Annotated in this window: 23 protein-coding genes; 7 read left to right on the top strand and 16 right to left on the bottom strand. The window is 44.7% G+C overall.

Annotated elements, in window-relative coordinates:
* Positions 1 to 32 precede the first annotated feature (32 nt).
* Positions 33 to 563, bottom strand: coding sequence for a DUF4240 domain-containing protein (locus ACQ4M5_RS00620; protein ID WP_430673665.1), 531 nt, complete (start codon positions 561 to 563; stop codon positions 33 to 35).
* Positions 564 to 660: 97 nt separating this feature from the next.
* Here ACQ4M5_RS00620 and ACQ4M5_RS00615 point away from each other — a divergent pair, with 97 nt between their 5' ends.
* The 3 genes from ACQ4M5_RS00615 (at position 661) to ACQ4M5_RS00605 (ending at position 5,444) form a co-directional block, all read left to right on the top strand.
* Positions 661 to 1,842: an RNA-guided endonuclease TnpB family protein gene (locus ACQ4M5_RS00615; protein WP_430673664.1), complete on the top strand. Its 1,182-nt coding sequence runs from the start codon at positions 661 to 663 to the stop codon at positions 1,840 to 1,842.
* 1,395 nt (positions 1,843 to 3,237) lie between these two features.
* Positions 3,238 to 3,618: a hypothetical protein gene (locus ACQ4M5_RS00610; protein ID WP_430673663.1), complete on the top strand. Its 381-nt coding sequence runs from the start codon at positions 3,238 to 3,240 to the stop codon at positions 3,616 to 3,618.
* The gene (locus tag ACQ4M5_RS00605; RefSeq protein ID WP_430673662.1) at positions 3,615 to 5,444 is read left to right on the top strand and encodes a hypothetical protein; all 1,830 of its coding nucleotides are present in this window, start codon (positions 3,615 to 3,617) and stop codon (positions 5,442 to 5,444) included. The genes ACQ4M5_RS00610 and ACQ4M5_RS00605 overlap by 4 nt, the downstream gene beginning before the upstream one ends.
* Here the strand turns inward: ACQ4M5_RS00605 and ACQ4M5_RS00600 are convergent.
* Together ACQ4M5_RS00600 and ACQ4M5_RS00595 are read right to left on the bottom strand one after the other, a co-directional pair.
* Positions 5,365 to 6,216, bottom strand: coding sequence for a tetratricopeptide repeat protein (locus ACQ4M5_RS00600; RefSeq protein ID WP_430673661.1), 852 nt, complete (start codon positions 6,214 to 6,216; stop codon positions 5,365 to 5,367). The genes ACQ4M5_RS00605 and ACQ4M5_RS00600 overlap by 80 nt on opposite strands.
* Positions 6,217 to 6,411: 195 nt before the next feature.
* Entirely contained in the window at positions 6,412 to 8,196 is a 1,785-nt protein-coding gene (locus tag ACQ4M5_RS00595; protein ID WP_430673660.1) for a UvrD-helicase domain-containing protein, read from the bottom strand.
* A gap of 11 nt (positions 8,197 to 8,207) precedes the next feature.
* Here ACQ4M5_RS00595 and ACQ4M5_RS00590 point away from each other — a divergent pair, with 11 nt between their 5' ends.
* A complete protein-coding gene (locus tag ACQ4M5_RS00590) occupies positions 8,208 to 8,357 on the top strand; it encodes a hypothetical protein (protein ID WP_430673659.1) in 150 nt (49 codons plus the stop codon).
* A gap of 9 nt (positions 8,358 to 8,366) precedes the next feature.
* Here ACQ4M5_RS00590 and ACQ4M5_RS00585 read toward each other — a convergent pair whose 3' ends face one another.
* The 7 genes from ACQ4M5_RS00585 to ACQ4M5_RS00555 form a co-directional block, all read right to left on the bottom strand.
* The gene (locus ACQ4M5_RS00585) at positions 8,367 to 8,942 is read right to left on the bottom strand and encodes a metal-binding protein (RefSeq protein WP_430673658.1); all 576 of its coding nucleotides are present in this window, start codon (positions 8,940 to 8,942) and stop codon (positions 8,367 to 8,369) included.
* 163 nt (positions 8,943 to 9,105) lie between these two features.
* Positions 9,106 to 10,188, bottom strand: coding sequence for a Holliday junction branch migration DNA helicase RuvB (ruvB, locus tag ACQ4M5_RS00580; protein ID WP_430673657.1), 1,083 nt, complete (start codon positions 10,186 to 10,188; stop codon positions 9,106 to 9,108).
* A 203-nt stretch (positions 10,189 to 10,391) separates the two neighbouring features.
* Entirely contained in the window at positions 10,392 to 11,267 is an 876-nt protein-coding gene (locus ACQ4M5_RS00575; RefSeq protein ID WP_430673656.1) for a hypothetical protein, read from the bottom strand.
* A 95-nt stretch (positions 11,268 to 11,362) separates the two neighbouring features.
* The gene (locus ACQ4M5_RS00570; protein WP_430673655.1) at positions 11,363 to 12,772 is read right to left on the bottom strand and encodes a sigma-70 family RNA polymerase sigma factor; all 1,410 of its coding nucleotides are present in this window, start codon (positions 12,770 to 12,772) and stop codon (positions 11,363 to 11,365) included.
* Between the two features lie 14 nt (positions 12,773 to 12,786).
* Positions 12,787 to 13,278, bottom strand: a complete 492-nt coding sequence (locus ACQ4M5_RS00565) for a hypothetical protein (RefSeq protein ID WP_430673654.1) — start codon at positions 13,276 to 13,278, stop codon at positions 12,787 to 12,789.
* A 4-nt stretch (positions 13,279 to 13,282) separates the two neighbouring features.
* Positions 13,283 to 13,612 (bottom strand): hypothetical protein, encoded by a 330-nt coding sequence (locus tag ACQ4M5_RS00560; protein ID WP_430673653.1) that lies wholly within the window; start codon positions 13,610 to 13,612, stop codon positions 13,283 to 13,285.
* 36 nt (positions 13,613 to 13,648) lie between these two features.
* Positions 13,649 to 14,665 (bottom strand): phosphoadenosine phosphosulfate reductase family protein, encoded by a 1,017-nt coding sequence (locus ACQ4M5_RS00555; protein ID WP_430673652.1) that lies wholly within the window; start codon positions 14,663 to 14,665, stop codon positions 13,649 to 13,651.
* A gap of 704 nt (positions 14,666 to 15,369) precedes the next feature.
* On the opposite strand from ACQ4M5_RS00555, the gene ACQ4M5_RS00550 reads away from it, so the two are divergent.
* Complete coding sequence (locus tag ACQ4M5_RS00550) at positions 15,370 to 15,708, top strand: hypothetical protein (RefSeq protein WP_430673651.1); 339 nt, start codon at positions 15,370 to 15,372, stop codon at positions 15,706 to 15,708.
* A 39-nt stretch (positions 15,709 to 15,747) separates the two neighbouring features.
* Here the strand turns inward: ACQ4M5_RS00550 and ACQ4M5_RS00545 are convergent, their stop codons facing one another.
* Genes ACQ4M5_RS00545 through ACQ4M5_RS00535 form a run of 3 tightly spaced genes read right to left on the bottom strand, consistent with a single transcriptional unit; the run spans position 15,748 to position 18,126 of the window.
* Positions 15,748 to 15,984 carry a hypothetical protein gene (locus ACQ4M5_RS00545; RefSeq protein WP_430673650.1) on the bottom strand — a complete coding sequence of 79 codons (237 nt, stop codon included), beginning with the start codon at positions 15,982 to 15,984 and terminating at the stop codon, positions 15,748 to 15,750.
* A gap of 11 nt (positions 15,985 to 15,995) precedes the next feature.
* The gene (locus ACQ4M5_RS00540; RefSeq protein ID WP_430673649.1) at positions 15,996 to 17,267 is read right to left on the bottom strand and encodes a hypothetical protein; all 1,272 of its coding nucleotides are present in this window, start codon (positions 17,265 to 17,267) and stop codon (positions 15,996 to 15,998) included.
* 4 nt (positions 17,268 to 17,271) lie between these two features.
* The gene (locus ACQ4M5_RS00535) at positions 17,272 to 18,126 is read right to left on the bottom strand and encodes a ParA family protein (protein WP_430673648.1); all 855 of its coding nucleotides are present in this window, start codon (positions 18,124 to 18,126) and stop codon (positions 17,272 to 17,274) included.
* A 585-nt stretch (positions 18,127 to 18,711) separates the two neighbouring features.
* On the opposite strand from ACQ4M5_RS00535, the gene ACQ4M5_RS00530 reads away from it, so the two are divergent.
* Both ACQ4M5_RS00530 and ACQ4M5_RS00525 read left to right on the top strand, forming a co-directional pair.
* Positions 18,712 to 21,621 (top strand): DEAD/DEAH box helicase, encoded by a 2,910-nt coding sequence (locus tag ACQ4M5_RS00530; RefSeq protein ID WP_430673647.1) that lies wholly within the window; start codon positions 18,712 to 18,714, stop codon positions 21,619 to 21,621.
* A gap of 122 nt (positions 21,622 to 21,743) precedes the next feature.
* Positions 21,744 to 22,439, top strand: a complete 696-nt coding sequence (locus ACQ4M5_RS00525; RefSeq protein WP_430673646.1) for an SWIM zinc finger family protein — start codon at positions 21,744 to 21,746, stop codon at positions 22,437 to 22,439.
* Positions 22,440 to 22,601: 162 nt separating this feature from the next.
* Here the strand turns inward: ACQ4M5_RS00525 and ACQ4M5_RS00520 are convergent, their stop codons facing one another.
* From ACQ4M5_RS00520 to ACQ4M5_RS00510, 3 genes are all read right to left on the bottom strand, one after another.
* On the bottom strand, positions 22,602 to 23,360 hold the full coding sequence (locus tag ACQ4M5_RS00520) for a hypothetical protein (protein WP_430673645.1): 759 nt from the start codon (positions 23,358 to 23,360) through the stop codon (positions 22,602 to 22,604).
* A gap of 462 nt (positions 23,361 to 23,822) precedes the next feature.
* Positions 23,823 to 24,869, bottom strand: a complete 1,047-nt coding sequence (locus tag ACQ4M5_RS00515) for a tyrosine-type recombinase/integrase (RefSeq protein ID WP_430673644.1) — start codon at positions 24,867 to 24,869, stop codon at positions 23,823 to 23,825.
* Between the two features lie 112 nt (positions 24,870 to 24,981).
* Positions 24,982 to 25,350 (bottom strand): hypothetical protein, encoded by a 369-nt coding sequence (locus ACQ4M5_RS00510; protein WP_430673643.1) that lies wholly within the window; start codon positions 25,348 to 25,350, stop codon positions 24,982 to 24,984.
* Positions 25,351 to 25,402: the final 52 nt, after the last annotated feature.

The following is a 25,402-nucleotide window of genomic DNA, read 5'->3' as shown; positions in this document are numbered from 1 at the left end:
TTATCAGGTGTATCACTCTTGGAATTGCTGATTCAAAATCTGAAATCGAGAAGTGCTTCTAACTCTGGATTTGGAAGATCGTTGAAGACATACCAAAAGCTTTCAACATAGTGCGTGATTCTAGCTGCGCTTTCCGGGTTGGCGATCACTGACTCGAAAAAAGTTTTGCCTTTTCCAATAATGTGGGCACATAAATCATCAAAGCTGTCGTCTCCGGAGATTGGCAATCGGTAGCCCACCTCCTGCGCTTCATCTGCTCGGCAAAGCTCGTTTAAAGCTTGTCGAAGTTGTTCTCTGTGTTGTTTGAACTGCGTTTCAAATTTCATCTGTTGCTCGATTGGATAACCGTTCAAAACGCTAACTGCGCGATCGATCTGTTGCTGTGCAAAAGTCCGACTATTACTAATTGATCCTGATCCCCATTCGGCTGGGGCATCTTGCCATTGACACTGTTCGACAAACTCCCAGAAAGCCTCGCTTGATTCGGATTTTACCAAGGTCGGCGGGAACGCCCCCACTTCGCGGAACGCAGAAACAGCGTAGCGTCTTTCGGAGTGGAGCAAGTGGGGGATGAAAGCCGCGTTTATTTTGTCCGGTCAATCCCGACAAAATAAACACTCTCTCTTGCTTCTAACGAGCAAGTGTACTATTCTTACGCACATGAGTAAAGTCACCACTACACTCAAGCTCAAGTTTCTCGACCTCAACCAGGTCAAGGCAGATTTGTTTGCCCAGATGACGCAGGAATGCACTGAGCTAGCAAACGAACTGTTGAAACTGAACAAGAAAGAACGGCGCAAAATCACAACCGCTAAAGTTGTTTCGCCGCTCATGAGTGCTGTGGTCAATCAGGTTATTCGAGCCACCATTTCTCGAACCAGGGTAAAGCAATTTAAGAAGCTGCCCCCTGAAATCAACACACAGAACTGGAAGCTCGAAAAGCATGGTGAGACTTACTCAGTTAGTTTTCCAACCATCAAGGGGGTAAAGCGAGTTCCACTCGAAGTGGCTCACTCTCACTATCAGTCTGTCTTGGATAAACTCATTACTCAAGACGCAACGATAGAAGGTGGAACGTTGAAAATCGCGAAGATTTGCGGGCACTGGTATGCCCTGATTTCGGTGACGCAGGATGTTCCTGACAAGCCGTCTTCAACCCGTGCCGGAATTGATCGCGGACAAAACAACCTTGCGGTGATAGTGTTGCCGAACGGCAAATGTCTTTTCTTCTCTGGTCGTCACGTTAAACATCGACGTAGACAGTTTCAGAAGCTCTATCAATCCTTGCAAAAAGCAGGGAAACGTAGAGCCTTAAAACGACTGAAACGGTCTGAATCTCAGTGGATGAAAGAAGTGAATCACGCTATCAGTAAGCAAATTGCAGATTTTGCGAATCGCTACGATGCGGACGTGGTTCTCGAAGACCTAGAAGGAATTCGCCAAAACAGCAAACAGCGCAAGAAAAACAAGTCTCATGCAGGTAAGAACCGCGACTTCTGGGCGTATTTCCAGTTAGGGCAATTCATTCAATACAAAGTTGCCATGCGGGGAAGACAGACCCACATTCGACCTGCACCGTATACAAGTAAATCTGACCACAGAAACGGCATTCTCGGTAAGCGCAGCAAGCATCAGTTCATCGGGTTTGATGGCTATGAATGCAACGCAGACTGGAACGCCGGAATCAATTTGAGTCAGTGGGATGGATTTGCGTGTCCGTTGGGGCTATATGTTCCTTCGGAGGGAGTGTTTGAAGCCCCCCAGAGCTTCGCCTCAGTGCCGCTCGAAGTAGCAGCACTGCAACTCAGTGAATATCCTTCGGCTTTGGCTGAGGGAGGCTAGAACTGAGAATCTTCCACCGCTAAGCGAAGCGTAGGTGGGAGAGCTTCAAGTCTTTCAAAGCCATAAGTAGAAATGAGGTGTAGTTGAAGAAGTCATCGTCCCGTTTTGTTCTGATGTATAACGGTAACCAGAACTCTACACCTGGTTCAAGACAGTGAACTCGAGTGGAGAATGCCGCGCAAGTTAAAAAAGCTGTAATCACGGACGCTCTACCATTGAGCTAATCGGGCTTAGTGCCCGATCCTGGATTCGAACCAAGAACTTCCCCATTTCAAACGGGATGTGTGTAAGCTTTTTTGATTAGGGCGCGGCATCAAATTGAACTGTCTTGAACTATTGTACAGATGATTAAAACATTTTTGCATGACTTCTCAGTCTAGTTCTAGCGACGGAAGTCGCTACCATCTGATATTGCTGTAACCTCTTAATGCTGCCTAGATTCACTGTCATGGCTTTGTTATGGAGCGAGAACTCAAAATACTTCTCTAGCGGCTTGAACCTGGTTTAAGGTTGTGGCAGAAGCGTGAACTCGACTTAGCCAAACTGGAGCGCAGGGCATTAGTAGTAAATACTACGTTCTGTACTGTTTTTAGTGCAGTTGAGCAGTCGATAGAGAGTTGGTTAGACCTAGACCGTAGCTCTTAGATCTTAATCCATGTCTTTCTGGTTAAATAGTTGCAGAGATCGTACAGACTGGTTTTAAGATTTAGTGTGTCCAGTGTTAGGAGAGTCTAGCCAGAGATGAGAATTCTGGAAAGCTAATTCAAAAAGTGGTTGGGTATTACCAAGACTTCTACCCAACGTTCTGTACTCGCTCACTGATTAAAGGACTAAATCCTTGATCTATCTAGGGTTTGATCCCAAGATAGATTGCTAAACTGTCTAGTTGTGAAAATTTCAAATTCTTACACTCACTCTAGAACTGATGGTAAGATCACGGCAGATTAAGCATGATGTTTTAGAGCTGCTACTGTCATGCGTCAGTGTTTTGCTGATTTTTTGCACAAGTTTAAGCAAGTTTGAATTTGCAAAGCTAGGTAGCCGTTTAGCGGAGTGCTTTAACCTCACTTTTATTTATTTTGGGAGGAAACCATGTAGCTTTTAAAACGACCAAAACCTCAACGGTTTGAGTAGCTGAGGTTTTGGTGAATTATTCAGAGTAATCAGCTGCTTAGAAAAGGGATCCTAACACGGCTTGGCAGGCAGACGTTAGATGCCCTAATCTTGCTATGGCAATTTTAAACGGATTTTGGTCAAACGCGCAACTGATTTGAGCAAAAATTTAAGTTTTTTTTGCATAGTGTTCTAGCAGCCCTGTTGTTTCTGGGTTGAGTTTTCCACGTCGCTTCAAAGCTGGTGGAGGCTCTGCTCTTAATTCCACATGGGTATTTTCAGATGCTTGAAAAAGAGAACCCGATACCAGCGCGGTACGGCTATTGCATTCGCTGTTCTTCTCCCATTTCGATTCCTGGGCTATCCGCTTCTTACTGTCCCCAAGATGGCTGGATTCTACCGTCGTTGGTCAAAGAAGTTTTGGAAGTTTTGCCGAAACCAGAGTCTGTTGAACAACCGCAGCGATCGATTTCTAAGGCTGTTCAGGTGACAGAACAATCAGCGCCAGCCGTTTCATCTTCTGTTGAAGCGTTGATAACTTTATCGACTTCTTTACCAGAAATTAGTCCAACTTTGACTCGTGTTTCTAAGACAAAATCTCAAACACAACCAACCAAGACTCCTCCGCCTAAGCAAATGGATTTATTTGGGGGGGTTGCATGAGTCGATCCCACCGTATTGAACCCTTGCCTGCTGATCCAGTGGGCAAGCGACTTTGCCAAACCTTTTCATATCGCTGGATGCCGATTGTTCGGGAGAATGAGCCTGACGGTCGTTGGCGCACACTCACGCGCTATCCCTTGCGTCCACGGGAGTTGTGGAAAATTTGGCAAGATGCTGCAGAACTCGTTGGCGTTCGCTTTGGATCTCAAACGTCCTACGCCCTAATTGATCTTGATAAACTGGGTCAATATCATCCCGTCCACAACTCTGAAGCGCTACCTTTGATTCGAGCAGCTCTAGAAACGATTGGGATTACTCGAACATTCTTAACTCAATCGAGCTGGAGTGGGGGATTACATCTTTGGATTCCCTTGCCTGAACTAGTTCCTACGTTTGGTTTAGCAACGGCACTACAGCAATGTTTGGAAGCTCAACACTTCCAAATAAAAGCAGGTGCGATGGAAATTTTTCCGAACTGCAAGTCTTATGGTGCAAATGGACAGGTTATAGAATACAACGGGCACCGCTTACCACTTCAACCGTCGTCGGGATCTTTTTTACTCGATGATGACTTGCAGTTGTTGCCGGGCGGTCTAGAGCGATTCTTTGTGCTTTGGGATGCCGCTGCAGAATATCAAGATATGCCTGCGCTGCATTCTGCGATCGCACTGTCTCGAAAAACCTTTAAGCGGCGGCGTCAGCGGCAGGTTGCAGCAGCAGCAACCTGGCGGCAAGCTCTGCTGAATGAAATTGAGCAGGGATGGACTGATTTTGGGCAAACGAATGCTTTGTTGAAGTCGATTGCCTGTTACGGCGTTGTTTTTGAGGGACTTGACCTTGATGATTTAGCCGAATATGTTGTGCAGATTGCGACTAATTGCCCTGGCTATTCACAGTGGTGTCGCCATCAACATGAAATTCAGCTTCGGGCTGTAGTTTGGGCAAGAGCTGCTTCCCGCTATTACTGGCCGTTAGGAACAGATCCAAAAAGACAGGGAACTTTACAGACTGAGAAGTTACGTGCTTCTTTAACAGCCGTTAATCAACAACGTTCTGAAGAAGCTCAGTTGCGGATTCGGGCTGCTGTAGAATCCTTGCAATCATGTAAAGCACTTCCTGAGCAAATTTCGCGGCGCGAGCAGGCAATTATTGCGATCGCTCATTGTAGTAAGCAAACGCTACGTAAATACCTTTGCCTTTGGCATCCCAACCATCAATTGGATAAAGCCTGTACTGCCCCTGAAACTGCGGATTCTGACTCTGTGTCAAACAAAGTCAATGGTGCTGATAAAACGCTACAACCTAGTTCTGGTCAGAAAGTACACACCTTTCCCCTTATGAAGGGTGGGGCGAAGCCGAATGATGCCTGTTCGGAAAAAAATATTTTCTCTCTTTCTCCGGAACCTCTAGAGTCAACCGAAGTTTCAAAATCAGATCAAAACTCTTCAGAAGCTGTTAGTGTCAGTTTATCGATTCAAACCTTTAGTTCTGTTGATTCTTTTAAACAGAGGATTGGCACAACTACCCCATTTGCGCCAACAACCAGTGTCGTTCCAAAAAGGAGGGTAGACGACTGCAATTCCAACACTAGAAGTACTGGTAAACTTCAGGTGGATAAAGCCTATTCGAAAATAGACTCTTTCAGTTTATCGACTTTGACTCAAGACGATTCATCTTTGTCATTAAATTCCCGATTTTCGTCTTCGACTGATGTTCGGATGCAGCAGTGGCTAAATTCAGGAGATCCTATTCTTGTGAAAGAAGCTCAAATTTGGTTTGATTCCCAGATTGCTTTGATTGAGACCACTCCCTCACTTCCGGCTTGAACTCAAGCAAGGTGGGGTTTTGAGCTAGTTCGGATTGAACTTTTGCTTGGCATTGTTTCAAGCTCTGCCTTGTGGTTTTGTTGCTGGTTGCTTGTGTGTGTGTAGCTTGAATTTCGCTTAATAAGCAAAGGTTATCAACAGTTGCTTGCTGTTGGATTGATTGTCTTAAAGCAATTTCTGCTAGCTTACGGCGACCCAGTTTCCAATCTGCCCAAGCGATGTTGTTGAGTAAAGCGGAGCGAACTTCTGGACTTTGACCTCTCATTAGTGCTGCTTGCGATCGATTGAATGCCTCTAGATAATTTCCGGTTTGATTCAATAGACGACCAAAATCAGCGATAATTGCCGGTTTTTCTTCATCAGGTGCAATATCTAAGGTTTTTAAGTATTCAACTTGGGACTCCGTATAGCGCTGTTGAATGTGATAAAGGCTTGCAAGATTTTTGTGGAACTGCCAACTTTGAGGAACGAGTTCTACCGCTTTGCGAAAGTGAGTTTCTGCACAAGTAAAGTCTTTTTCTTGTTGACAAGCAAATCCTAGGTTGTTGTGCAAAGTCGCATGTTCAGGCAGAAACTCAAGAGCTTTTTCTAGAGATGATCGTGCTTCAGCGTATTGCCCTTTCTGAATAAGCTGTGTGCTATTTAGAATGAAAGGCTGTGCTTGTTGTAACTGATCTGCTTTGCGATTTTGCTGAATATTGACAACCACGCTAACTGTTGCTAGCACTCCGACCAATGTAATTGCAGCGGATAATTTACAGTCTGGTTTCATAGGTTTTCTCTAAAAGCTTCAATTTTTTCTGAATTGAGAGGCAAGGAGTGACTGCCCTGCTTTGTAAGAGAAACGGGTTTTGAGTCCAAGCCTAGAATTAGCGAGCATTTCTGTAATGTCAATCCAGGGTCGTGTCTCTTACTGAAGCAATTTGGTTATGAATGTTCAGACACTGGGGGGTGAAGCTGCGAGCAATTAGAACAGCGAGAGCTGATTCTCTGGGTTACAAACAGGTTTTACGCACACTTGTTTTTCTGAAGAGTCTAGACTCAGCGCAACCGCTTCGATGTTCATTCCGCCATAAGGATGATCCAAGTAGTTAGCGTGTTGGTCAGCCCACTCGATCGGAACTAGAATCAGTGTTTCAATTGCTCGTGTAATCGCGACGTATGTCAAGTTTCTTTCTTGAGCTATTTGCCACTCTTGCTTTCCTTGAAGAGGATAAGGAAGAAGGTTCGAGCCAAGGATAACGACTCGTTTTGCTTCATCTCCTTTCGCTCGATGGATTGAACACAGCACAACAGCCGGATGTTCTTCTTCTCCACAAAAAAGTTGATTAATTGCTTCACAAAACTGGTTGAGCGATGAACATTTTTGTCCAAAACTGCGAAAGCAGGAGATTAAAGCATCCTGTGTATCTTGTAGCAGATCTGCGGCTTCAGATTCTTCTTCCTCTCGTAGGGTTTTGATGCGCGATTGGCAATGATTGTGTATTTGGTTTTGGAAGCCGCGAGGGAAATTCTCCTCGTGGAACGCATCTATTGCGAGTTGAACTAGATCTTCTGCAATATTTTTACCTCGGACTCTTGCTCTGATTCCTTTACGAATCAACCTTAAGCAAGCTCGAACCAGCGGTGCATTAAATCGACAGATAACGAGATCCCCTGGGATAATTTCCTCGATCACGGTATCGAAGTTAGAGACTTTGATTTCCCCGATCGGCGCATCGCTGCGAGGAGTAATGTCAGGAACAAAGAATCGGGCAAGATCCAAGTGACTGGTTGGACAGCGGTAACAGACATTAAGGGGACATGATTTTGGCTTTAACTCTTGTTTGAACTGCTGCCAAATCGATGGTGAAGCTCCAGCAAAGCCCATAATGCTTTGACATCCGTCCCCAACTAAAATAATCCGTCCGTTGGGTCCTGCCATTCGTCGGTAAAGTTGTGCGATCGCTTGAGAAGAATCTTGAGCTTCATCGAGGATAACCACATCCTTTGGTGTTGAGGGCTTGAGATTCAGGATGTTGGGAAGCCACACAAGGTCATCTAAGCCAACGACTTTTGCTTGTAGGGCTTGTTCTCCACCGATTTTCATTGCTTCGATCACCAGTGGGTAAATCCAGTATTGAATTTGCGCTTCAGTGCAATCTGCGATAACTTTTGTTCCCAAGGCATAGTGTTCTGCCATTGTATGGACTTCGGTTAGTTTAGGAGACATCAAACTAACCTGAGCAAAGTGAACTAGTTTTTCTAAATGACGACGTAGTAGACGATTGCGTGCTTTATCGCTCGGTAGCGGACCGGATACGTTTGGTGGGGCAATCGGAAATTGTCTAGCGGGGTCTACTGAACTTTCAGTTCTAAGAGTTTCGTATTCATTCCAATGAACTGCCAGATGATTAATCAGCTGTTGACAGATTCGGCGATATTTACCTTCATCAATCCGAGGAGGGGCACCATGAAATAGTCGAGTCAGCAACATTTTGCCGATTTTGTGTGCGGTTGAGACAGTTGCAATCGACGGAGGGATTCGGGTACTGAGTTCCGCTGCAATATGGCGATTAAAAGCTGCAACTAGAATAGAGGTTCCAGGCTGGAGACTGGCAACAATTCCTTCAATCGTGCGGGTTTTTCCGGACCCGGCTACAGATTCAATCATCAGATGTTCTGAGCCAGTTCGGATTTCTTCGAACACAGCAAGCTGCAGTATTGACCAAGGAAAGTCGAGAATTTTTTTGCGGTTGTATCGAGGTTTCATGAGAGGCAAGCATGACCAACCCCTTGCAGCCAGAGCTGCAAGGGGTTGGTAGGACGTGGATTTCTCCAACGGGCGTGGTAGCCGCCCGGTTAAACTTGCGTTTAGGGTCAGCCGCGATCGAGTCAAAAAGTCTTTGTCAAAGTCAAGCTTGGTTTTGTTGAAGACTTTTGCTATTTCCAACTAGATCTCGATTTTTTTAGGCGCTTTGCAATTGTTGATATCCAATCTGCAAGATAATGGCTTGCAGATCCGAGTTCTAGCCCGACTCCAATTGTCAGTACTTCAGGAATATGGTTGACAATTGCATCTATCAAAGCCTTAGCACTAAATCTAAGCCGTGTATCGGTCATTTTTATCCAATCCCCGTGGCTGCTAGATAAACTCTCGAAAAGACTCCAAAGCACAATCCACCCAACTATAAACCCAGCTATCCACAGACTCAGATAAAGAACGCGTAAGCTTGTGCCGACTAAGGGTCCGTGGCTCCAGAAAGACCGATGCGATAATGCCTTCTGATAAGGAATCCAGATCCATCGGAGAAATTTCCATCGTTTGTAGGGGCGGGAATGCAGATCAAGATCTGGGCTAAGCATTAATCCCGCAAACAGAAATCCTGCGGTGGTGAGTGCAGCAGATGTTAGAATCGACGCGGTCGGCACTATTGACTGCAAAATTGCAGTGCTGCCTACTGCGATAATTGGGCTACTTGCAAGCGTGATCAGATCATGCGTTTTTCCATTGGGCATAGTGGCAGATTTAAGATTTTCTGCTGTAGTTTAAGGTGGAATTGAAAGCCCTAGGTGAAATTTTTCAATAGAGGACGTTTTCTGATTATCAGTATGTTGATATCTACGATTATCTGATTATGGCTAACTGCGCCGCAGTGGCGGATCGAGTGACAAAGGAAGACTATTCTTGACTGTATCCGAGATGCTGCCATGCGGCTTGGGTGGCAATTCTGCCACGTCGAGTGCGGCTGAGAAATCCGATCTGCAATAAAAAAGGCTCTACGGAATCTTCCAGTGTTGCTTTATCTTCACTTAGGCATGAAGCTAGCGTTTCTAACCCAGCGGGTCCGCCATTAAATTTTTCAACCAGGGTGAGCAAGAGCTGGCGATCGAGCCAGTCTAGTCCACGGGTATCAATTTGAAACAAGTCGAGTGCTTCAATGGCAATGTTTTGTTCGATGCACGCTTGTTTCTTTACCTCAGCATAGTTCCTTACAAGTTTGAGCAATCGATTTGCGATCCGAGGTGTCCCGCGAGATCGCTGAGCGATTTCTGTGGCACTTTGGGGTGTAATTTTTGTCTTGAGACGTGTAGCAGTGCGTTCGATAATGGTCTTCAATTCGTCTAACTCATAAAACTGGAGTCGCTGTATCAGCCCAAACCGATCTCTTAAAGGAGCACTCAGTTTCCCAGATTGGGTTGTCGCACCAATCAGCGTAAACGGTGGGATTGGAATGGTTTGAGTTCGAGCACTTCTTCCTTTGCCGATATTGATGTCAACTCGGTAATCCTCCATAGCTGGATAAAGTAATTCTTCCGCAACAAGACTAAGACGATGAATTTCGTCGATAAATAGAATGTCGTTTGGTTTTAGATTCATTAGCAGTCCCAGGATATCGCGCGGGCGCTCTAACGCTGGGGCACTACTAATTTTGCAATCGACTCCCATTTCCTTTGCAAGAATTGCCGCCATTGTTGTTTTTCCTAGCCCTGGTGGTCCATAAAGCAACACGTGATCAAGCGCTTCTTGACGACTTTTGGCAGCCTGAATTGCGATATTCAGAATTTCTTTTAGGTTGGTTTGTCCAATGTATTCTGCTAGTTGTTGTGGACGTAGGCTCTCCTCGGCTTTGCTAGATTCTGTGATTCCTGCTGCGTGTTTTTGAACTTTGGTTGATTGAGAGACAGTCGATGTCTCCGGCTGTCCATAACGTGGTGGATCAGCATCTGAGGGTGTTGGAGATTTGGATGAAATAATTGCCATGCGTCTAAAGGTAAAGAGATGCTAAAAACACCTTTCGGCAAAGCGGTGAGATAGTTCGTTTGAGCTGGTCGATTCTCGTATTACAACCGTAGCAATCTCGAATTTTCCTGAAGCCTAGCTTTTTTGAGCTTGTGATTCTGTAGATCTTTCCGAAGACAGAACGACAGAGTATATACCCTGTCGTTCTATTAGTTAATTCTACTTTAGGCAACTTGTTTCCGTCGATGTGTTGCTCGCCCTCGTAAAGGTTTAATGGCAAGTTCCCCAATGTCTATATTGCGTTTGATCAACTGATCAATCATTTGCTCAACGGTTAAATGGTTGCCGTTTGAATTTGCATGAGTCCAACGAATTCCATGAGTCTGGCATAATTCTCGCAACCGATCGGTGCGACTTTTTGCCGGAGTTTGATTGGAATCTTTTCCTTTGTGTTTTTGCGGTCCAAAGCCTTGTTTTTCTGGCAGTGGTTTCTTCTTAGGTTGTGTTGTGTTGACGGAACTACCCTCAGAGAATGTTGGTCTGCTCTGTCGAGACATGGAAAGCGGGAATTCAAGTTCTGTTGTGTTAGCAGGAGAGATCGGTGAGGATTCGTCGTTCTGCGGTGTTTCGACAAATAACTCGTTTATCCAGGTTTCATCCTCTACGGCTGTGATGGTGTAAGTATTACTGATTTTTTGAACGCCTTGAAGAATGGCAATTTGTGCTGGACTAAGTTCAGGTGTAAGTCCGCTTTGGATAGCTTCTATTTGTGCTGATTGTTGCGGAAAGACGGTCGGTTCTATTGCGATCGTTTCAACCAAAGACTGTCTGTTCTGAAGTGGTTGTTCGATCGGTGTTGTTTGGTTCGGTGTTTCTACATCTGTTGCAGGTTTATCTTCAAGACTGCACGCTGGAAAATTGCAGTTTGCTGTTTCAACTAGTAAATCTAGCGAGTTTTGCTTGCGGTTACTGTGAAGTAAACCTGACTGATGAAAGCAGTCTTGAAAAAACCGGTAGCAGAACCAGAGAACAAATCCGCATTCCAATACAGTTGCTGCCGAGGTTAGAAGATTTTGAGCATGTTCGTACGAGTTACACATGACGTTAATCCTGGAGTGTGTTTTACGATGACGGTAAATTTGAACTTGTCAAGTTCGCTGCTTGAATCATGACAAAACAGTTAGTGGACTAGAAGTTAGTAAAAGGCAACTCGTTCTGTTTCTCGACTGGCAAAGGTTTTTAGCTTTCGCATAGAGTTGCCTAATAATCGTTTTACTTCTTGCGTCGTGATACCGTGGCGTTCAGCCATTTCGTTCCAGCTTGTGTTATGCATTCGTTCGTAAACCAGCGACTGGCTTAACGGTTCATCTTTGAGCGTTTCTAGCCACTTGCGGGCAAGCTCAATGTTCAGTTCCTGATCGATCGCGACTGCTGGGTCTATAGAGGGTCCTTCAATTAAGCTACCGAGTTCTGTTAACTCAGCTTTATCTGATTGAGGACAGACGAGCTGATTGAGCGAATAAACCTGAGTGTCACTTTCAAGAATTTTTTTGACAAGCTCAAGCTTCATGTTGAGTCCATCTGCAATCTCTGCTTCGCTGGGAGAATGCTGAAACTCTTGCTTGAATTCAGTAATATAGCTTTTCACTTTCCGAATTTTTTCCTGCATATGCTGTGGAATTCGGATGGTTCGGCTTTGGTTGCACAAGGCGTTAGTGATTCCTTGGCGAATCCACCAATAGCTATAGGTTGAAAAGCGATAACCTTTTGTTGGATCGAACTTCTCGATTGCGCGGAGTAGTCCCAAATTTCCTTCTTGAATTAAGTCTAGCAGAGGAAGACCATTATTGAGATACTTCCGTGCGACGGAGACAACAAGACGAAGATTCGATTTTGTCAATCTGTCTTTTGCTTTCTTGCCTACATTAATTTGCTTTTGCTCTTCGTGGGATAGCTTGATTAAACGTCCTTGTTTTTTTTCTTCATCAATGTGTTTTTGAAGCCTCAAGAAGTTTTGCACTTGGTGAGCCAGACGAATTTCTTCTTCTTGTTCAAGTAATGGATATCTGCTAATTTCCTTGAAATAGCGCTGAACAGCATCGTCTGATATCGGGTATTCTTCTGTTGGGCAACGCCGAGAATTCGATGATGTTGACGTGACTTCTCTTTGGTCTTCTGTAACAGTGTCGTTATTTGCCTTGACTACATCGGGTGTGATTTCTGGTGCGACCACATCGGGCGTGATTTCTGGCTCGACTACACTATTGGGCAAGGGTGTAGGGAAAGGTGTTCCTGAATGAGGGGAGGTAACTTCATTAGCGACTGAAGGAGTATCGCAGATCGCGAATGTCGCAGTTGAGGTGTTTTCTTGCGGTGAGGGAAGGTGTTCTACAACTTTAACGAGTGGATCCAGCAGCGGTTGAGGCTGTGGGTGCTCTTTTTGTTGGCTTAACGAATTATTTTGTCGTGTTGTCCATGCGGGATCAATCCAATGGAGAATCATGGTGGCAAAGCACCACGCGACTAATAGAATTATCGCGACTTCAAAACAGTAAGTAACGTCTTGAAATGCGGTCGTGACCAAGTTGTAGATGACCTTAACCATGTCCAATGTCCTCTTTAAGAAGATTGATAGTGGCGTGTAAGTTGCTGTACCAGGGTTTGGAAGATTGAGTTTCGCAGTTCTGTCCTTTCGATCGAATTCAGGGGTAAGTCTGGATTACTGAGGTTGAGAAAGATGTCGTCGCAAAATTGCAGTGCTTGAGTTTGCGCTTTGAGAACAGCTGCGAAAAAACTCATGTTGTTTGATTGCTGTGCTTGCTCTTGATGAATCGCAATATACTCTTCGTGCTTGAAGACCGTCCGGTAGGGAAATTTGATGACAGGCTCAAAGCGAATGCCAAATTGATCAGCAGCACGCGTTTCAGAAACTGGTGTCAAAATAAGGCTGGGCTGAGAATTTGTATTGGGTCGTATTTCTTTCACTAGCCAGAGACCGATGATCTCTGCGAGACCGCTGAACGGAGTAGAGTCATACCAGAGGTAAACGCAATCCCCTTTTTTGAAGGGTGTGTTTTGGAAATTTGGCACCACCTCGAACTGACTTGTCATTGTTTCACTCCGTAACCAAACTCATTGGTTGAGAGGAAATCGGTTGGAACACTAAATGCGTCACCTTGTCTTTTTTCTTCAGGTGTTCGATTCGTTTGGTTCTGGTAGGGATCGGCTGGGTGCAGAACACCGTATGAAGACTGGGATGAGTATCTTCTAGGAATCGGCGATCCCGACTGGAATCAACGACGTATCCAGCGATTGGAATACCGCCATAAAATTTGGTTACTGCGATTGCGACCCAAAAGTTTGTGAATGCTTCGAAAATGAGCGATAAGGTTAGCTCTGGAAGATCAGTCAAAGCATCTGTGGTAGGAGTAGGGGCTAAAAACATGGCAAATAGAGGTGGATTGAGGACTAGGATTGCTATCTAAAGCTGAATCGGAGGGATAAATCCTTCGAATTGTTTGAGAGAACGACCGTTTTGGAACGTTTTTCCAGAGCGGATCTCCATTTCCCTTAGCGTTTGAAATAATTCTGTGTTGTGGATGGCTCCGGTTTTGAGAGTTGCCCAATTACCGAGAACGCAAAGCGCACAGGATAATCGATCCGCTCCCCAGACATAGGCGGGGTGGCAATTCCACCCGGTCAAAGCTTCTGTACGAAAGCCTGCGTTGTGAAGAGCACGGCGTTCTTGCAGTTCTTCGAAGCTGTGTCCGCAAATTTGCCAAATCGTATTTTTCTTAACGGCGTGGAGCGGAAGCCAGTCGATCGCAAATCGACCGATCATTCCTTGTTGTACCCAGCGGTCGTATGCTTCTTCGGCAAGAACATTTCTATACGGTTCCTTGACTGTTCGCAAGCGCTCTTTGTTTTTAACCCGAATCGTTTTGTAGCCAACTACTTGTAAAATTCGACTCGTGCTAATCTTGCAAAGCGAGGTTTGCGCTTTGCCCGCCCGGTTATCGCTTTCTTCAGCGCGTAATCCGATGGCGCTGACTAAGCACTTGAACTTTCTCAGATATTGGTGAAGTGCCCCGACTTTAAGACTGGTGCAGTAGCGGTTTTTGGCATCACTCCAGAAAGGTTTGGTGTTTCCTTCCAGCATGAGTTTATCCATGCGCTGTTGCCAAGCATTCAGTAAGTCAGCTTCGACGATTATTAATTCGATGCCAGACTTTTTGGCAATTTGCTCACAGATTGCTTTGGTTTGAGGCCATTCAGTTTGTCCCATGTCGCAATGAATTGCCAGAATGGGACCGTTCCATTTGTTTTGGCGATACAGCGTTGCGAGTTCGTAAACGAGTGCTTGCGAGTCTACGCCGCCACTCAGGTTTAGTGCGAGCGCTGCCCCTTGATCTAGCAGCGTTTTTACTAAAGGGGGAATGCCGATGAGGGGTGACGCTGGAACGATCGAAGGTTCCAACTCAAGTTGTTTGATCTGCATTTGTTTCAATTCAGTAGATTTCCCCTGGGGGCGGTAGCACCCTAGCTGCCCCTAAAACTGTCAGCCAGAGTTTCTCGAACTGGGATAAGCGAAAGTGAAATTGTTGTACTGCTACATTTTTGAACGACGCGATTTCAGTACTTATCCACATTCTTGAACGATGTATCTAGGAATTCTGGGGGGTCTCTAGCTAATTCTTTCTCAGAAATTAGGGATGAAGAATGCATTTTAGTGAGAGGGTTGGTTGATTTGGACGAGCGAGCTTAACCTTGTTTGGCTAAGTAGCGACACAGAGTAGCTTGTATCGCTGCATATAAAATACCGTAACACGATTTTTGCGACACGATCTACCGTGTGCTGCAAATTTTAAAAAATTAATATTTCAGATTTTCGTGTCGTGTCGGTTCGCATGCAATGCTTCGCGCAATATTTAAAGTTTTATCGCGCCTAAGCTGCATGAATGCGGCTAGAAAGGCTGAAATCTAATGGATTTAGACAAACTTTTCAGAGTTTGCGACACTCGCAGCACAAACTGTCTCATCGAATGAACTACCACAATCGACCTGCAAACTGTGTTCATTCATCTAGTTCAAATAATTTGCGACACAAGGACGCTTGTGCTGCATAAAAACGGTACAAGTCTTCACTATTGCTGTAAGCTAAGTGTGACCTCTCGTCACTATCATTGTGTCAAGGACTCAGAGATGCCTAATTTTCGGTTTGATGATGATCTAGTTCAAGCCTACAAAGAGCGTGCTCGGCTTGAGCGGATTTCAGAGAAAGCTTTAGTTGCTAAAGCGATTGAGATGTACTTAAAAACGCCAATTCTCACTGATCCACAAGAATCTTTTGAATCCTCGGTCTTTGTCTCTCGCCAAGAGTTCCAGCACCTATGTGAACAAGTAGAAACACTAACGCAGGCGTTTGGCACTTTGTCTGAAAGATTAGCAACGGTGCAACCCGACCCAGTACTTCACGTAGATGCTGCTAATCCGCCCGATTCAAATCGATCTTTAGAGGAAACGACAACACAGGATAATTGATCAAGTCTTGAGTCAGCCCGTTGTACAGCCTCAGCCGGATCATGAAAGGAGAACCAAACAGATTAATCCCACAAGAATTCGCCACCAGGCAGGTGCGGCTGTGATTGGGCAAAATGAGACTGCTGTTCCAACGCAGGCGATCGTGTAAACGATGTGTCCATAAAGCACGCATACAATTGCGGCAAAACTGGCTCCCAGCGTGATAACCCATACAAGACCGAGAATAATCTGCTTTAGCAGTTTGCCAAAGGCAGCCGATCGAAGAATGTTGTTCATAAAAAAATTGATTAAACGATCGATTCGGCTTCATGGATTGGTTGCTGACTCAGCAAAGCTTTAATCTGCTTTAACTTTCGCTGTAGAACCTGCTGGCACAACTTTAATTCATCTGGTTCAAGGGTGCTTAAGTCGCTTGCCTCCAGAGCGATAAATTCTTTTGGTAATCTGGGTGAATCATTTTCGCTGGGATTGTATTGTTCGATTAGTTTCTGGACATATTGGTCTAGCGTTGAGGATGACCATTTCTCGCGGATTGTTTTTTCTGTTGTTTCAAGGCGAATTTGAGCTGCCTCTTCTTCTGTTACCGAGAGCGAAGATCCTTTTAATTTCGCCAAGATTCGCAGTTTTTTTGGGTCAAGCCCTTCGTTCCAGGCTGCCTGTTTTAGATCTTCAGGCAACTTTAGCAGCGAAAACACGTTGCGCGAGATGTTCCCCGGATGTAGCTGAAAACTCAGAATGATCGAAAGAATTGCCCGTCCTAGATCTTCTATTTCAACTTCTGATAGCCATCGTTCTTGAACCGTTTGAGTTTCAACCACCATTTCGGCTAATTCATCAATTCTTTGAGTTTGCTTGAGCCGATAGATAGCACTGTTGAGTGCGCGGGGGATTTCGATATCAAGCGGATCACTCAAGTTTTGAGTCAATGCTTTGAATCGGAATTTTACCTGGGACAAAAGGAATCGTGCCATTTCTAAATCGTGCAGCTTCTTTTGATGGATAGTCGTCGAAGCCGCTTGCGACTGAATTTCTAACAGGTTAATAAATTCCTGCGGCGGCATAATTACTGCTTTCAATCGCTCCATTACAGATTCGCCCGATCGCCAGCGTCGTTCTCCGTCAAAGAGCATGAATTCTCGATCGATTGAGAAATGAGGTTGGTCTGGATCAAACAAGCCTTCTTTGGCGTATTGCATCAAGTTCTCGCGCATTGTCTCAGTCAACCGAATCAGAATGACTGGATCAAGCTGTCCTTGAGCCTTTAAAACATTGCTAAAAGCCACTAGCTCGGCTTGCGGAAATATGATTCGTGGCTGTAGTGGATTGCGAGTGATGCGATGAAATTCAATTTCCGAAATTCCTTCACTGTTTGTCAACTCCTGCGTTAGAAATTGAATTTTCTCTTCGAGTAGGGCTTTGGTTTCGGCAGAATCCTGCGCTCTAAGTTGAATAATTTCGGCTTGTAGTGACTCTATTTGTTGCTTTAGATTGAAAATTTCCTGATTTTGTCCTGCATCTGCAAACAGTTCAGACGTACTTACTCTTGAAAATTTCCCCATTTCCTCACTTCCTATTTTTCAAGATTTTGATAATTTTATCCGCGATTGGATCAAATGATCTGGCAACTTCGTCACCAGGACGATAAATTTGTACCGGCACACCCGCGCTACAGGCACTAAGAAAGTATCCCGATTCTCGAATGAATGGAAAGCAAGTAATTCCCATGCGTTCAAGCTGAAAAGGCAGGGTTTCTTTTAGATTGATTTTAGGATTCGGCTGCCCGTCCTCGGTTAACCCAAGCGTTCTTCGATGTTCAGCAAACTTTTGCAGGTTGACCCGAGATGGCACAAAACCTAGAATCTCCGGTTTAGGTTTTAACCGTAGGCTTTCAATTTTGTCGTAGTACCAGCTCAGTAGATCTGAAGATGACCATGAATCTTTTGATTCTGCTTTAACTGCGACTAGCAGATGTGTAGAAGCAGCTAGTCCAACTAATCCCATTGGCTCAATCGATGCTGGGGTGTCGATTAAAATGACATCTGCCTCGATTGGAAAATCCTCTAGTCTATGTTTGAGTACCTCATAAGGACGGTCGTGTTGATGCAGCAAGCGAACAGTGTTATGTAAAGGTGCTCCGCCGCGAATGATTTGGACGCGGTCTTTTAGGCTGCTTGTCCAAACTGGCGTGAGTGGATAACTGCCGTCAAACGTTTTTTCAAAGATACAGGCGATCGATGTCTCAGACTGGTTGCTTTTTAGTCTCGGAAGCCCAGTAAATAAAGCAATAGAGCCATTAGGATCAAGTTCAATCACGACGACTCTGAATCCTCTTGCTCCGAGAAGATAAGCAAGGTGAACGGTTAGCGTTGTTTTTCCAGAGCCGCCTGCATTGCTCTCGACTGTTAGCTTGATCTGCATACTCTTTCCTGTATAAATACTTCAGTTTTTGGCAGCACTAGATTTACAATCTTTTCCGCTTTACCGCACCAGTGCGGTAGACTGTGATCGTTCTGCTTTGACGCGGCTACTTTGGGAGAATTGCGGAGTTACAATTTTCTTGAATGTGACAATGACTCAAATAGTAATCTATCTTTTCAACAAAACACCATGCTTGTCCCTAAATTTTCTTAAACTAGAGGTTATTGGGGCCACTTAGGCATGATTGAGAACTTGCTCTAGGCAATAGATTACCGCACTGGTGCAGTAATCTCGGAAATGCTTGAATAATCAAATGTTGAGCAGGCTTGAAAAACAAGAATGCGCTGATAAAGTTCTTTTATTAGTTTGGATTAATCAATGTTGACTGTTCATGGAACTTGGATTCCAATTATCGGGCAATTTGATAATGATGGTGGCTTTTATATCTGGGTGGAGTCGACAGATGATTTACAAGAGTTTAGCTCGCTGGAAAGAGCGTCTTTGCATACGTGTCTGCTAAATTGGTTGCCCCAGTGGATTTCGCCAGCGTCCTCGGCGGACTGGATGCATTCGTGTTATTTCCTCTTGCCTGATTCGAATGATTCATCCCGTCATCGACGCAAATTAAATCAACCTTCTCATAATGAATCGCCGCTATGCTGGCATTATCGAGCGATAGACTGCTGCTCGATTTCTAACTCACGGCAAGATCATGATGAACTGGGGGTTCGATTGATTGGGAAAATTCTGCAAGATTTATCGAATTCAGTCTCTTCCTTTCCAGATGTGATCTTAGGACAGGATCTTTTGTTTTGGATGGCTTACATTCGCTGGTTTGTTCGAGTTGTACAGCGAGATGAATATGTTCCTGCTTTGAAGTATCGTCTGGTTAACGGAGACTTGAGCCGTGATGACCATGAATTTGCAATTTATCCGGGATGGAAAATCGCCTCGTCCGAATATATGCAGCAGCTTAACGTCTGGGCTAGCCGGATTCCTCCGGTTGCTGCTGCTGGATTTTTAGACCTACCTTCTAGTTTTTGCTTATTAGATCCTGAGACCCTTTTGTCTCATTTTTCAGAAGTTTTTCTCACCGATCTGGTAATAAATACACCTCTGTCTGTCCCGCTATATGCTCAAGTGAAAAATACCCTGATTTTAGAGTGTTATGAGCTAGCCGGAGTCGGCTCTACTACAGACGATCGACAGCGATATTTATATTGGCTTAATTGGTATTATCAACTTGTTGAAGCAGAATCTAAATCAACTTTCTACCTGTGTTTTCATCTGTCTGAACCTCAGGTCAATCAGCACTTATGGTCGCTAGAATTCTATGTTGTTCCCCGAGATGATCCGTCGAATTGTCTTGCTTTAACGAAGTATTGGCATGCAGACTCTGCTCGAAGGCATCGTCTAGGACAGCAGTTCGGAGCGGATTTTGAGCGAGCTGTGAAATTGAATTTAGAACAGGCTGCTCGGATTTTTCCTAAACTGCAACAGGCGCTGACTGAGTCGAATCCAACTCGAATTGTGTTGACGCTTGATGACGTAAATGATTTTATTAGCGACTGGTCCTGGGTTTTAGAAGCAGCGGGTTACAGAGTGATCATTCCCGCTTGGTGTTCTCCTGATGGTCAACGACGAGCGCGGCTACGCTTAAAAGCGAAATCAAAAGCGTTGAAGTCTAGTAGTGGGAGTAAATTAGGGCATTTTTCAACTCAGACGTTAATTGACTACCGTTATGACCTTGCAATCGGCGATGAAGTGGTGAGCGAGGCAGACTGGGTAGAACTCTTGGCATTAAAGTCACAATTAATTCAGTTTCGAGGGCAGTGGGTTTATCTAAATCCACAAGATATGGAGCAAATTCTTGATTTTTGGCGACAACAACCGAAACAGACAGAAACAGTTGATCTGATTGGCTTTCTTCAGGTTACAGCTCAGGTTCCATCTGAGGTAGAGCTTGCTTATGATAGCCAAATCTCGTCGTTAATGTCGCGCTTGCAAAGTGAGCATCGAATTAAGCTATTGCCTGATCCGAAAGGACTGGAAAACGGTCGTCTAAGACCGTATCAGCAGCGAGGATTGTCCTGGATTGCTTTTTTAGAATCGCTCGGGCTGAATGGCTGTCTCGCGGATGAAATGGGACTTGGAAAGTCGTTAACTCTGATTAGCCGCTTGCTGCACGAGCGTGAACAAGGTCTCCAAGTGGGAGCTACGTTGCTTATTGCTCCGATTTCTGTAATTGGTAATTGGGTACGAGAATGTCAGCGATTCTCGCCGCAGCTGCGAATCTACATTCACCACGGTGGCAGCCGAGTTGCGAGTAGTCGAAAATTTGCTCAGATTGTATCTCAGCACGATTTAGTAATAACTACATTTGGTCTGGTTCGGTCGGACAAGCTATTGCTCAATATTCATTGGCATCGGGTTGTCGTCGATGAAGCGCAGAATATAAAAAATCCTGGGTCTTCGACCACGAGGGCTATTTTTGATTTGAATTCAACCCATCGTCTAGCGTTAACGGGTACTCCAGTTGAAAACTGCTTAATGGATCTTTGGTCAATTTTTCATTTTCTTAACCCAGGATATCTAGGAAGAAAGACAGATTTTCGTAAGCGATTTGAGTTAGCGATTCAAAAAAACGAGGACAGAGAACAAGCCTCTCTCTTAAAGCGGCTTGTTCAGCCATTTATCTTAAGACGCGTCAAAACAGACCCTGCAATTATCCAAGATCTGCCTGAAAAAAACGAACAGCTGATGTATTGTCACTTGACTCAAGAGCAGGCGGCACTATATCAAGCCGTTGTAGAGAAGCAACTGCAATCGATTGCTAGTGCTGAAGGCATTCAGCGTAAGGGTTTAATGCTACAAACATTGACCTTGCTAAAACAAATTTGTAATCATCCGGCTCACTATTTGCAAGATGGAAGCGAGTTTACTCCAAAGCGATCGCGTAAGGTTGATCGCTTATTTCAGATGACGGAAGAAGTATTGTCCGATCAGGAAAGCTGTCTAATTTTTACTCAGTTTACCGAAGCGGGTAACTCATTAGCTGCCTATATGCGGCATCACTACCAATGGAATGTTTATTATCTTAATGGTTCTACTCCCCGCAAGCAGCGTGACCAAATGATTGCAGAGTTTCAAGAGGCTCAAACGGGTCCGGCTGTTTTTATTCTTTCAATTCGAGCAGGGGGGGTAGGAATTAATTTAACTCGCGCTAATCATGTCTTTCATTTTGATCGATGGTGGAATCCGGCTGTGGAAAATCAGGCAACAGATCGTGCTTTCCGAATTGGACAAACGCGGAATGTTTTTGTTCATAAATTCGTGACGTTGGGGACTGTCGAAGAGCGGATTGAGCGTCTACTTCAAGATAAGAAACGGGTTGCTGATCTAGTTGTTGAGTCTGGAGAGTCTTGGCTTACTTCGCTGGATGCACACGCATTTGGAGATTTGATTCAATTACGGGGTACAGGTATTTTTGATTAATCGTTATGAGTAATTTCTGGATTTCGGCTTACTTGAAATCTGCTGTTTCTAGACTGGTTGATTTTGAACAGTTGCAGAAAGGATCTGAATATGCTGAGACTGAGCGATTAAATTCTGTGACGGTGGAACTGGGTTTAGTGCGGGCAAAAGCTGAAGCCGCACCGAATGAGTACGATATGACAATTCTTTTTCCCACATGGTCCGATGATTTAGGGAGACAAGTTTTTGACTTAATTCGGCAACATCCACACTTTCTTTGCGAAATTGGGTCTAAGCAAATTTCAGAAGAATTGGTTCATTTTCTACAGCAACAGGGTTTTGTGTTACTCCCACAACTGTCAACTGTTCAGCACTTTTGTAGCTGTTCTGATCGGATGCGCCCTTGTAAACATCTAGTTGCACTCTATAGTGATTTGATTGCCAGAATTGAGCAGAACGGATTACTTCTTTTTGAGTTACGTGGACTAGCGAAAGATGTCGTTTATCAGCTGTTGACAGGACTTGCGCCCAGCCATCTAGATTCGCATCAAGACTGCGAATTTAATTCGCGACTTCAAGCTGTGGATACTTATTACCCTAATGTCTGTAAGATTTCTCCATCTCAGTGGAAAGGGGAGTTGACCGCTGAGTCGTTTTGGCAGCTATCTTCCCCTTTACCCACTGATAAAAGGGTTGTTGCTCGAAGAGTTTCTGGCATTGCTGTAAAAAAACAAGGAGATTTTCCCTCTTTTTGGGTTGATTCCAATTCTTTTATTGAAGCAATGGAACAGCTATATGAGCAGGTAAAGAGCAAAAACAAGTCTTTTCTTGATGAATAACTGTGTGTTTGAGTCGCATTTTGATCATTATCGCACCGGTGCGGTAAATCAATTTATGGTTCTCGATTGTTTGTAAATGAGTTGATCTGCAGTGCAAAATAAACACTTTTTCGTTTTTGACGCGAAATGTAGTGTTTCTGCACGCCGTCTCGTTTTGCTTTTCTAGAGGCATGGTTTGTGGTTGGCAGCACAGAACCAAATTGATGAGCGGGCTGAGTCGATTTGTAGTCCGTTTCCGAAATGTAGGTGGACCTCATGATGTTGAATATCGTCGGATAGATCGGATGTGTCTCTGATCTGATCTTGCCCTTCTTGCTGCATTTTTGAAGGAGAGAAATAGTAGATGGACTCCCAGAAGTCAAGCCAGTCATAGAATGAAAGCGCTGTTCTCATTTCAGAGACTTCAATAGGTTGCCAGTCCTGGTAGTGTTCAAAGGATCGCTGAACCCAGAACTGAAGGCTATGATAAATTGCATAATCCAGGCACATTCTAAAAACAAGCGCTTTCTGGCTTCTAAGGTGCGGCAGATCGTCCTCGATCAGATTTAACAGCGGATGCTGCCAGAGGTAGGTAATTTCATGAGTTCCCAATTGCCTCAAAGTAGGCACAAGTCCACTGATTTGATGATTAGATTGAATTCTATTGAGCCAAGTGCTTCGCTTGCGCCAGCGTTCCAAATGGTGTTGCCATTGAATAAGTAATGTCTTTAATGCAGCAGGATTTGCTTTCACTTCGTGATAAGCAAGCTCAAATTCAAGTTTACGATCGTCGGACTCGCTATCAATACCGGCAAGTCCGTTGAGTCCTCGAACTGCCAGTGCCGCGACAACTTCACCTCTTTTTCTACCTGACTTAATTGTTAGCGTTTCTAATTTTTCCGCAGTTTGCAAGACGCGCGTTTGAGTTATCGCTTTTAACATTTTGTATATTCTCCATTTGAATTTATGTTGGCTTTATCGATTTCTTCACTCCTGGAGGGGTGAATGTCTGTTTTTCAATCAAGCGTGTTGAGTCATCTGCAATGAATATTTGAAGTTAGAGGGATATTCTACTCGTGGTGTTCGACTTCAGATAAAGTTTGGTTTTAGCAGCTCGATAGACGACATTGCGCCGCTTACATCTTTAAAGACATTATGGTTAGGTCTGCTTTATTTTGATTGTGTCTCTTGCCGTGCTTGTTTAAGAATCTGCTTGAAAACCGGGTTTAGCGAATGGCAAGTCTCTTTACCTCTATTTCTAATTAGATTCCTGAATTGTCAAAGCCTTACACTGCTCAACTTCTAGAACTGGGTCTTTTTTAACGTTTTGTATGATCAGACCCGCTTTGCATGAGCCGAAGGCGACGAAATGGGAGACGTTTAGTTTTCTGGATGCCGATGGTTTCAATCAGGTGCTTTCTCATGAATCGCCTGATAAAACGCAGATTCCGCTGCTGCCAGTCGTTTACCCTGAATGTATCGCTCAAACACCTTCTCAGACCGATGTCCAGTCAAGGTTCGTGCAAGCAGGGAATCAATGCCCAACTCGACTAGCTCTGACGCATACGTGTGCCGAAAGCGGTGGGGGTTAAGATTCTCAATCCCAGTTGCCTCACCTAAGCGGTTCTTGGCAAAGTAGTAGATGCCTTGATAGCCCAAACGGTTGCCACGATGCTGGAAATCGCACGACAAAAACATTGGACTGTCATCGTTTAGGATTTCTCCTTGTGATCGTCTACGCTCCAAATAAGCTTGAATGTGTTCCCGCGCTGCTTGTCGAATCGGAACGATCGCTTCCTCGCCATCCTTTTTCCTGATAAATCGCAGCCGCATCCCGTCATAACTGCCCACATTCAGTTGCGCCACGTCTTCGGCTCTCAACCCGTGAGTCAACACGGCTAATAATGCGCGATCGCGCCAATTGACTTCTTCGTTGCCGGAAAGCTCTTGCGCGATCGCGTCAGTAATTGCCTGCATCTGTTCTTGACTGAAGTGACGCGGCAGGGGTTTGCTCAACTTTTGAAACTTCACCGCAGCAGTCGGTAAAACCGCAGTGATATCCATGTATCCAGCCAATTGAAACCAGCGGTAAAAGCTTTTGAGTGCGGTCAGGGCTTGATTAATCGCAGCGGGCGACAAAGGCTTGCCCTGCCGAGTCGTACAGTCTTGAATCAAATACTGCTTAAACTGAGCCGTGTCTCTGGATGTGACATCGATCCACGCTTTATTGCTCCAGTTGACGAATCGCTCTAACTCAATGCGATAAGATTTCTGGGTGTTGGCGGCAAAATTACTCGCCTGCAAGAATTCTTTGACCCGCTCGAGTCGGATATCTGGAACTTGGGCGTGGGATTTGCTTGTCTGATTAGGAATTTGTGCAGATCTGGGTGTGACCAACTGCACTTCTGGGCACGTCGATACAATCCGAATCTGAGGATGAGAATTTGTCATGCTTTCAAACCTATTCTATTATTCCGGTGAATCGCGATTGATTTAGCTTCTGCTTCTCGATTTCTAATTCAAGCGGTAGCTGCACGGGGACTTAATCTCGACAATAAGCTGTCTACTTACACCGTGATTTAAGCCGTTTAAAGCAAAGGATTGCTGTGACTCCAACCAAAGCGATGAGTGAAACGACAACCATTTCAGGACGAATTGTCCACAAAACTCGAACTGAAGCAGCGGCTAGGTTCACGACCACGCTGTAAAGAATTCCAGTAAGTAAACCCCCAGCAAGCACGACCAAAGATATTCGCTGAACTCCAGTTACCTGGTTTCTTAAGACAAGCAGCAGTAGACTTCCTAAACTGAGTGCGATTCCGTAGCTTAGCCAGAGTCTTGCCTCGTTTGCTGCTGTTATTTCAGCCAGGATGACTCCGACTGCAACTGAGAGAACCATGATCAAGGTATTTGTTTGCATCATTGGCTGCATTGTATTAACTCCTGGGGTGGTCGCTCGTTAGAATCTGCTTTGAGCAGGCGTA

It is taken from the genome of Leptolyngbya sp. AN10 (assembly GCF_050565645.1).
Classification (GTDB): Bacteria; Cyanobacteriota; Cyanobacteriia; order Leptolyngbyales; family Leptolyngbyaceae; genus Leptolyngbya.
The sequence above is the reverse complement of the archived record's forward strand: the minus strand, read 5'-3'. Positions and strand labels throughout refer to the sequence as shown.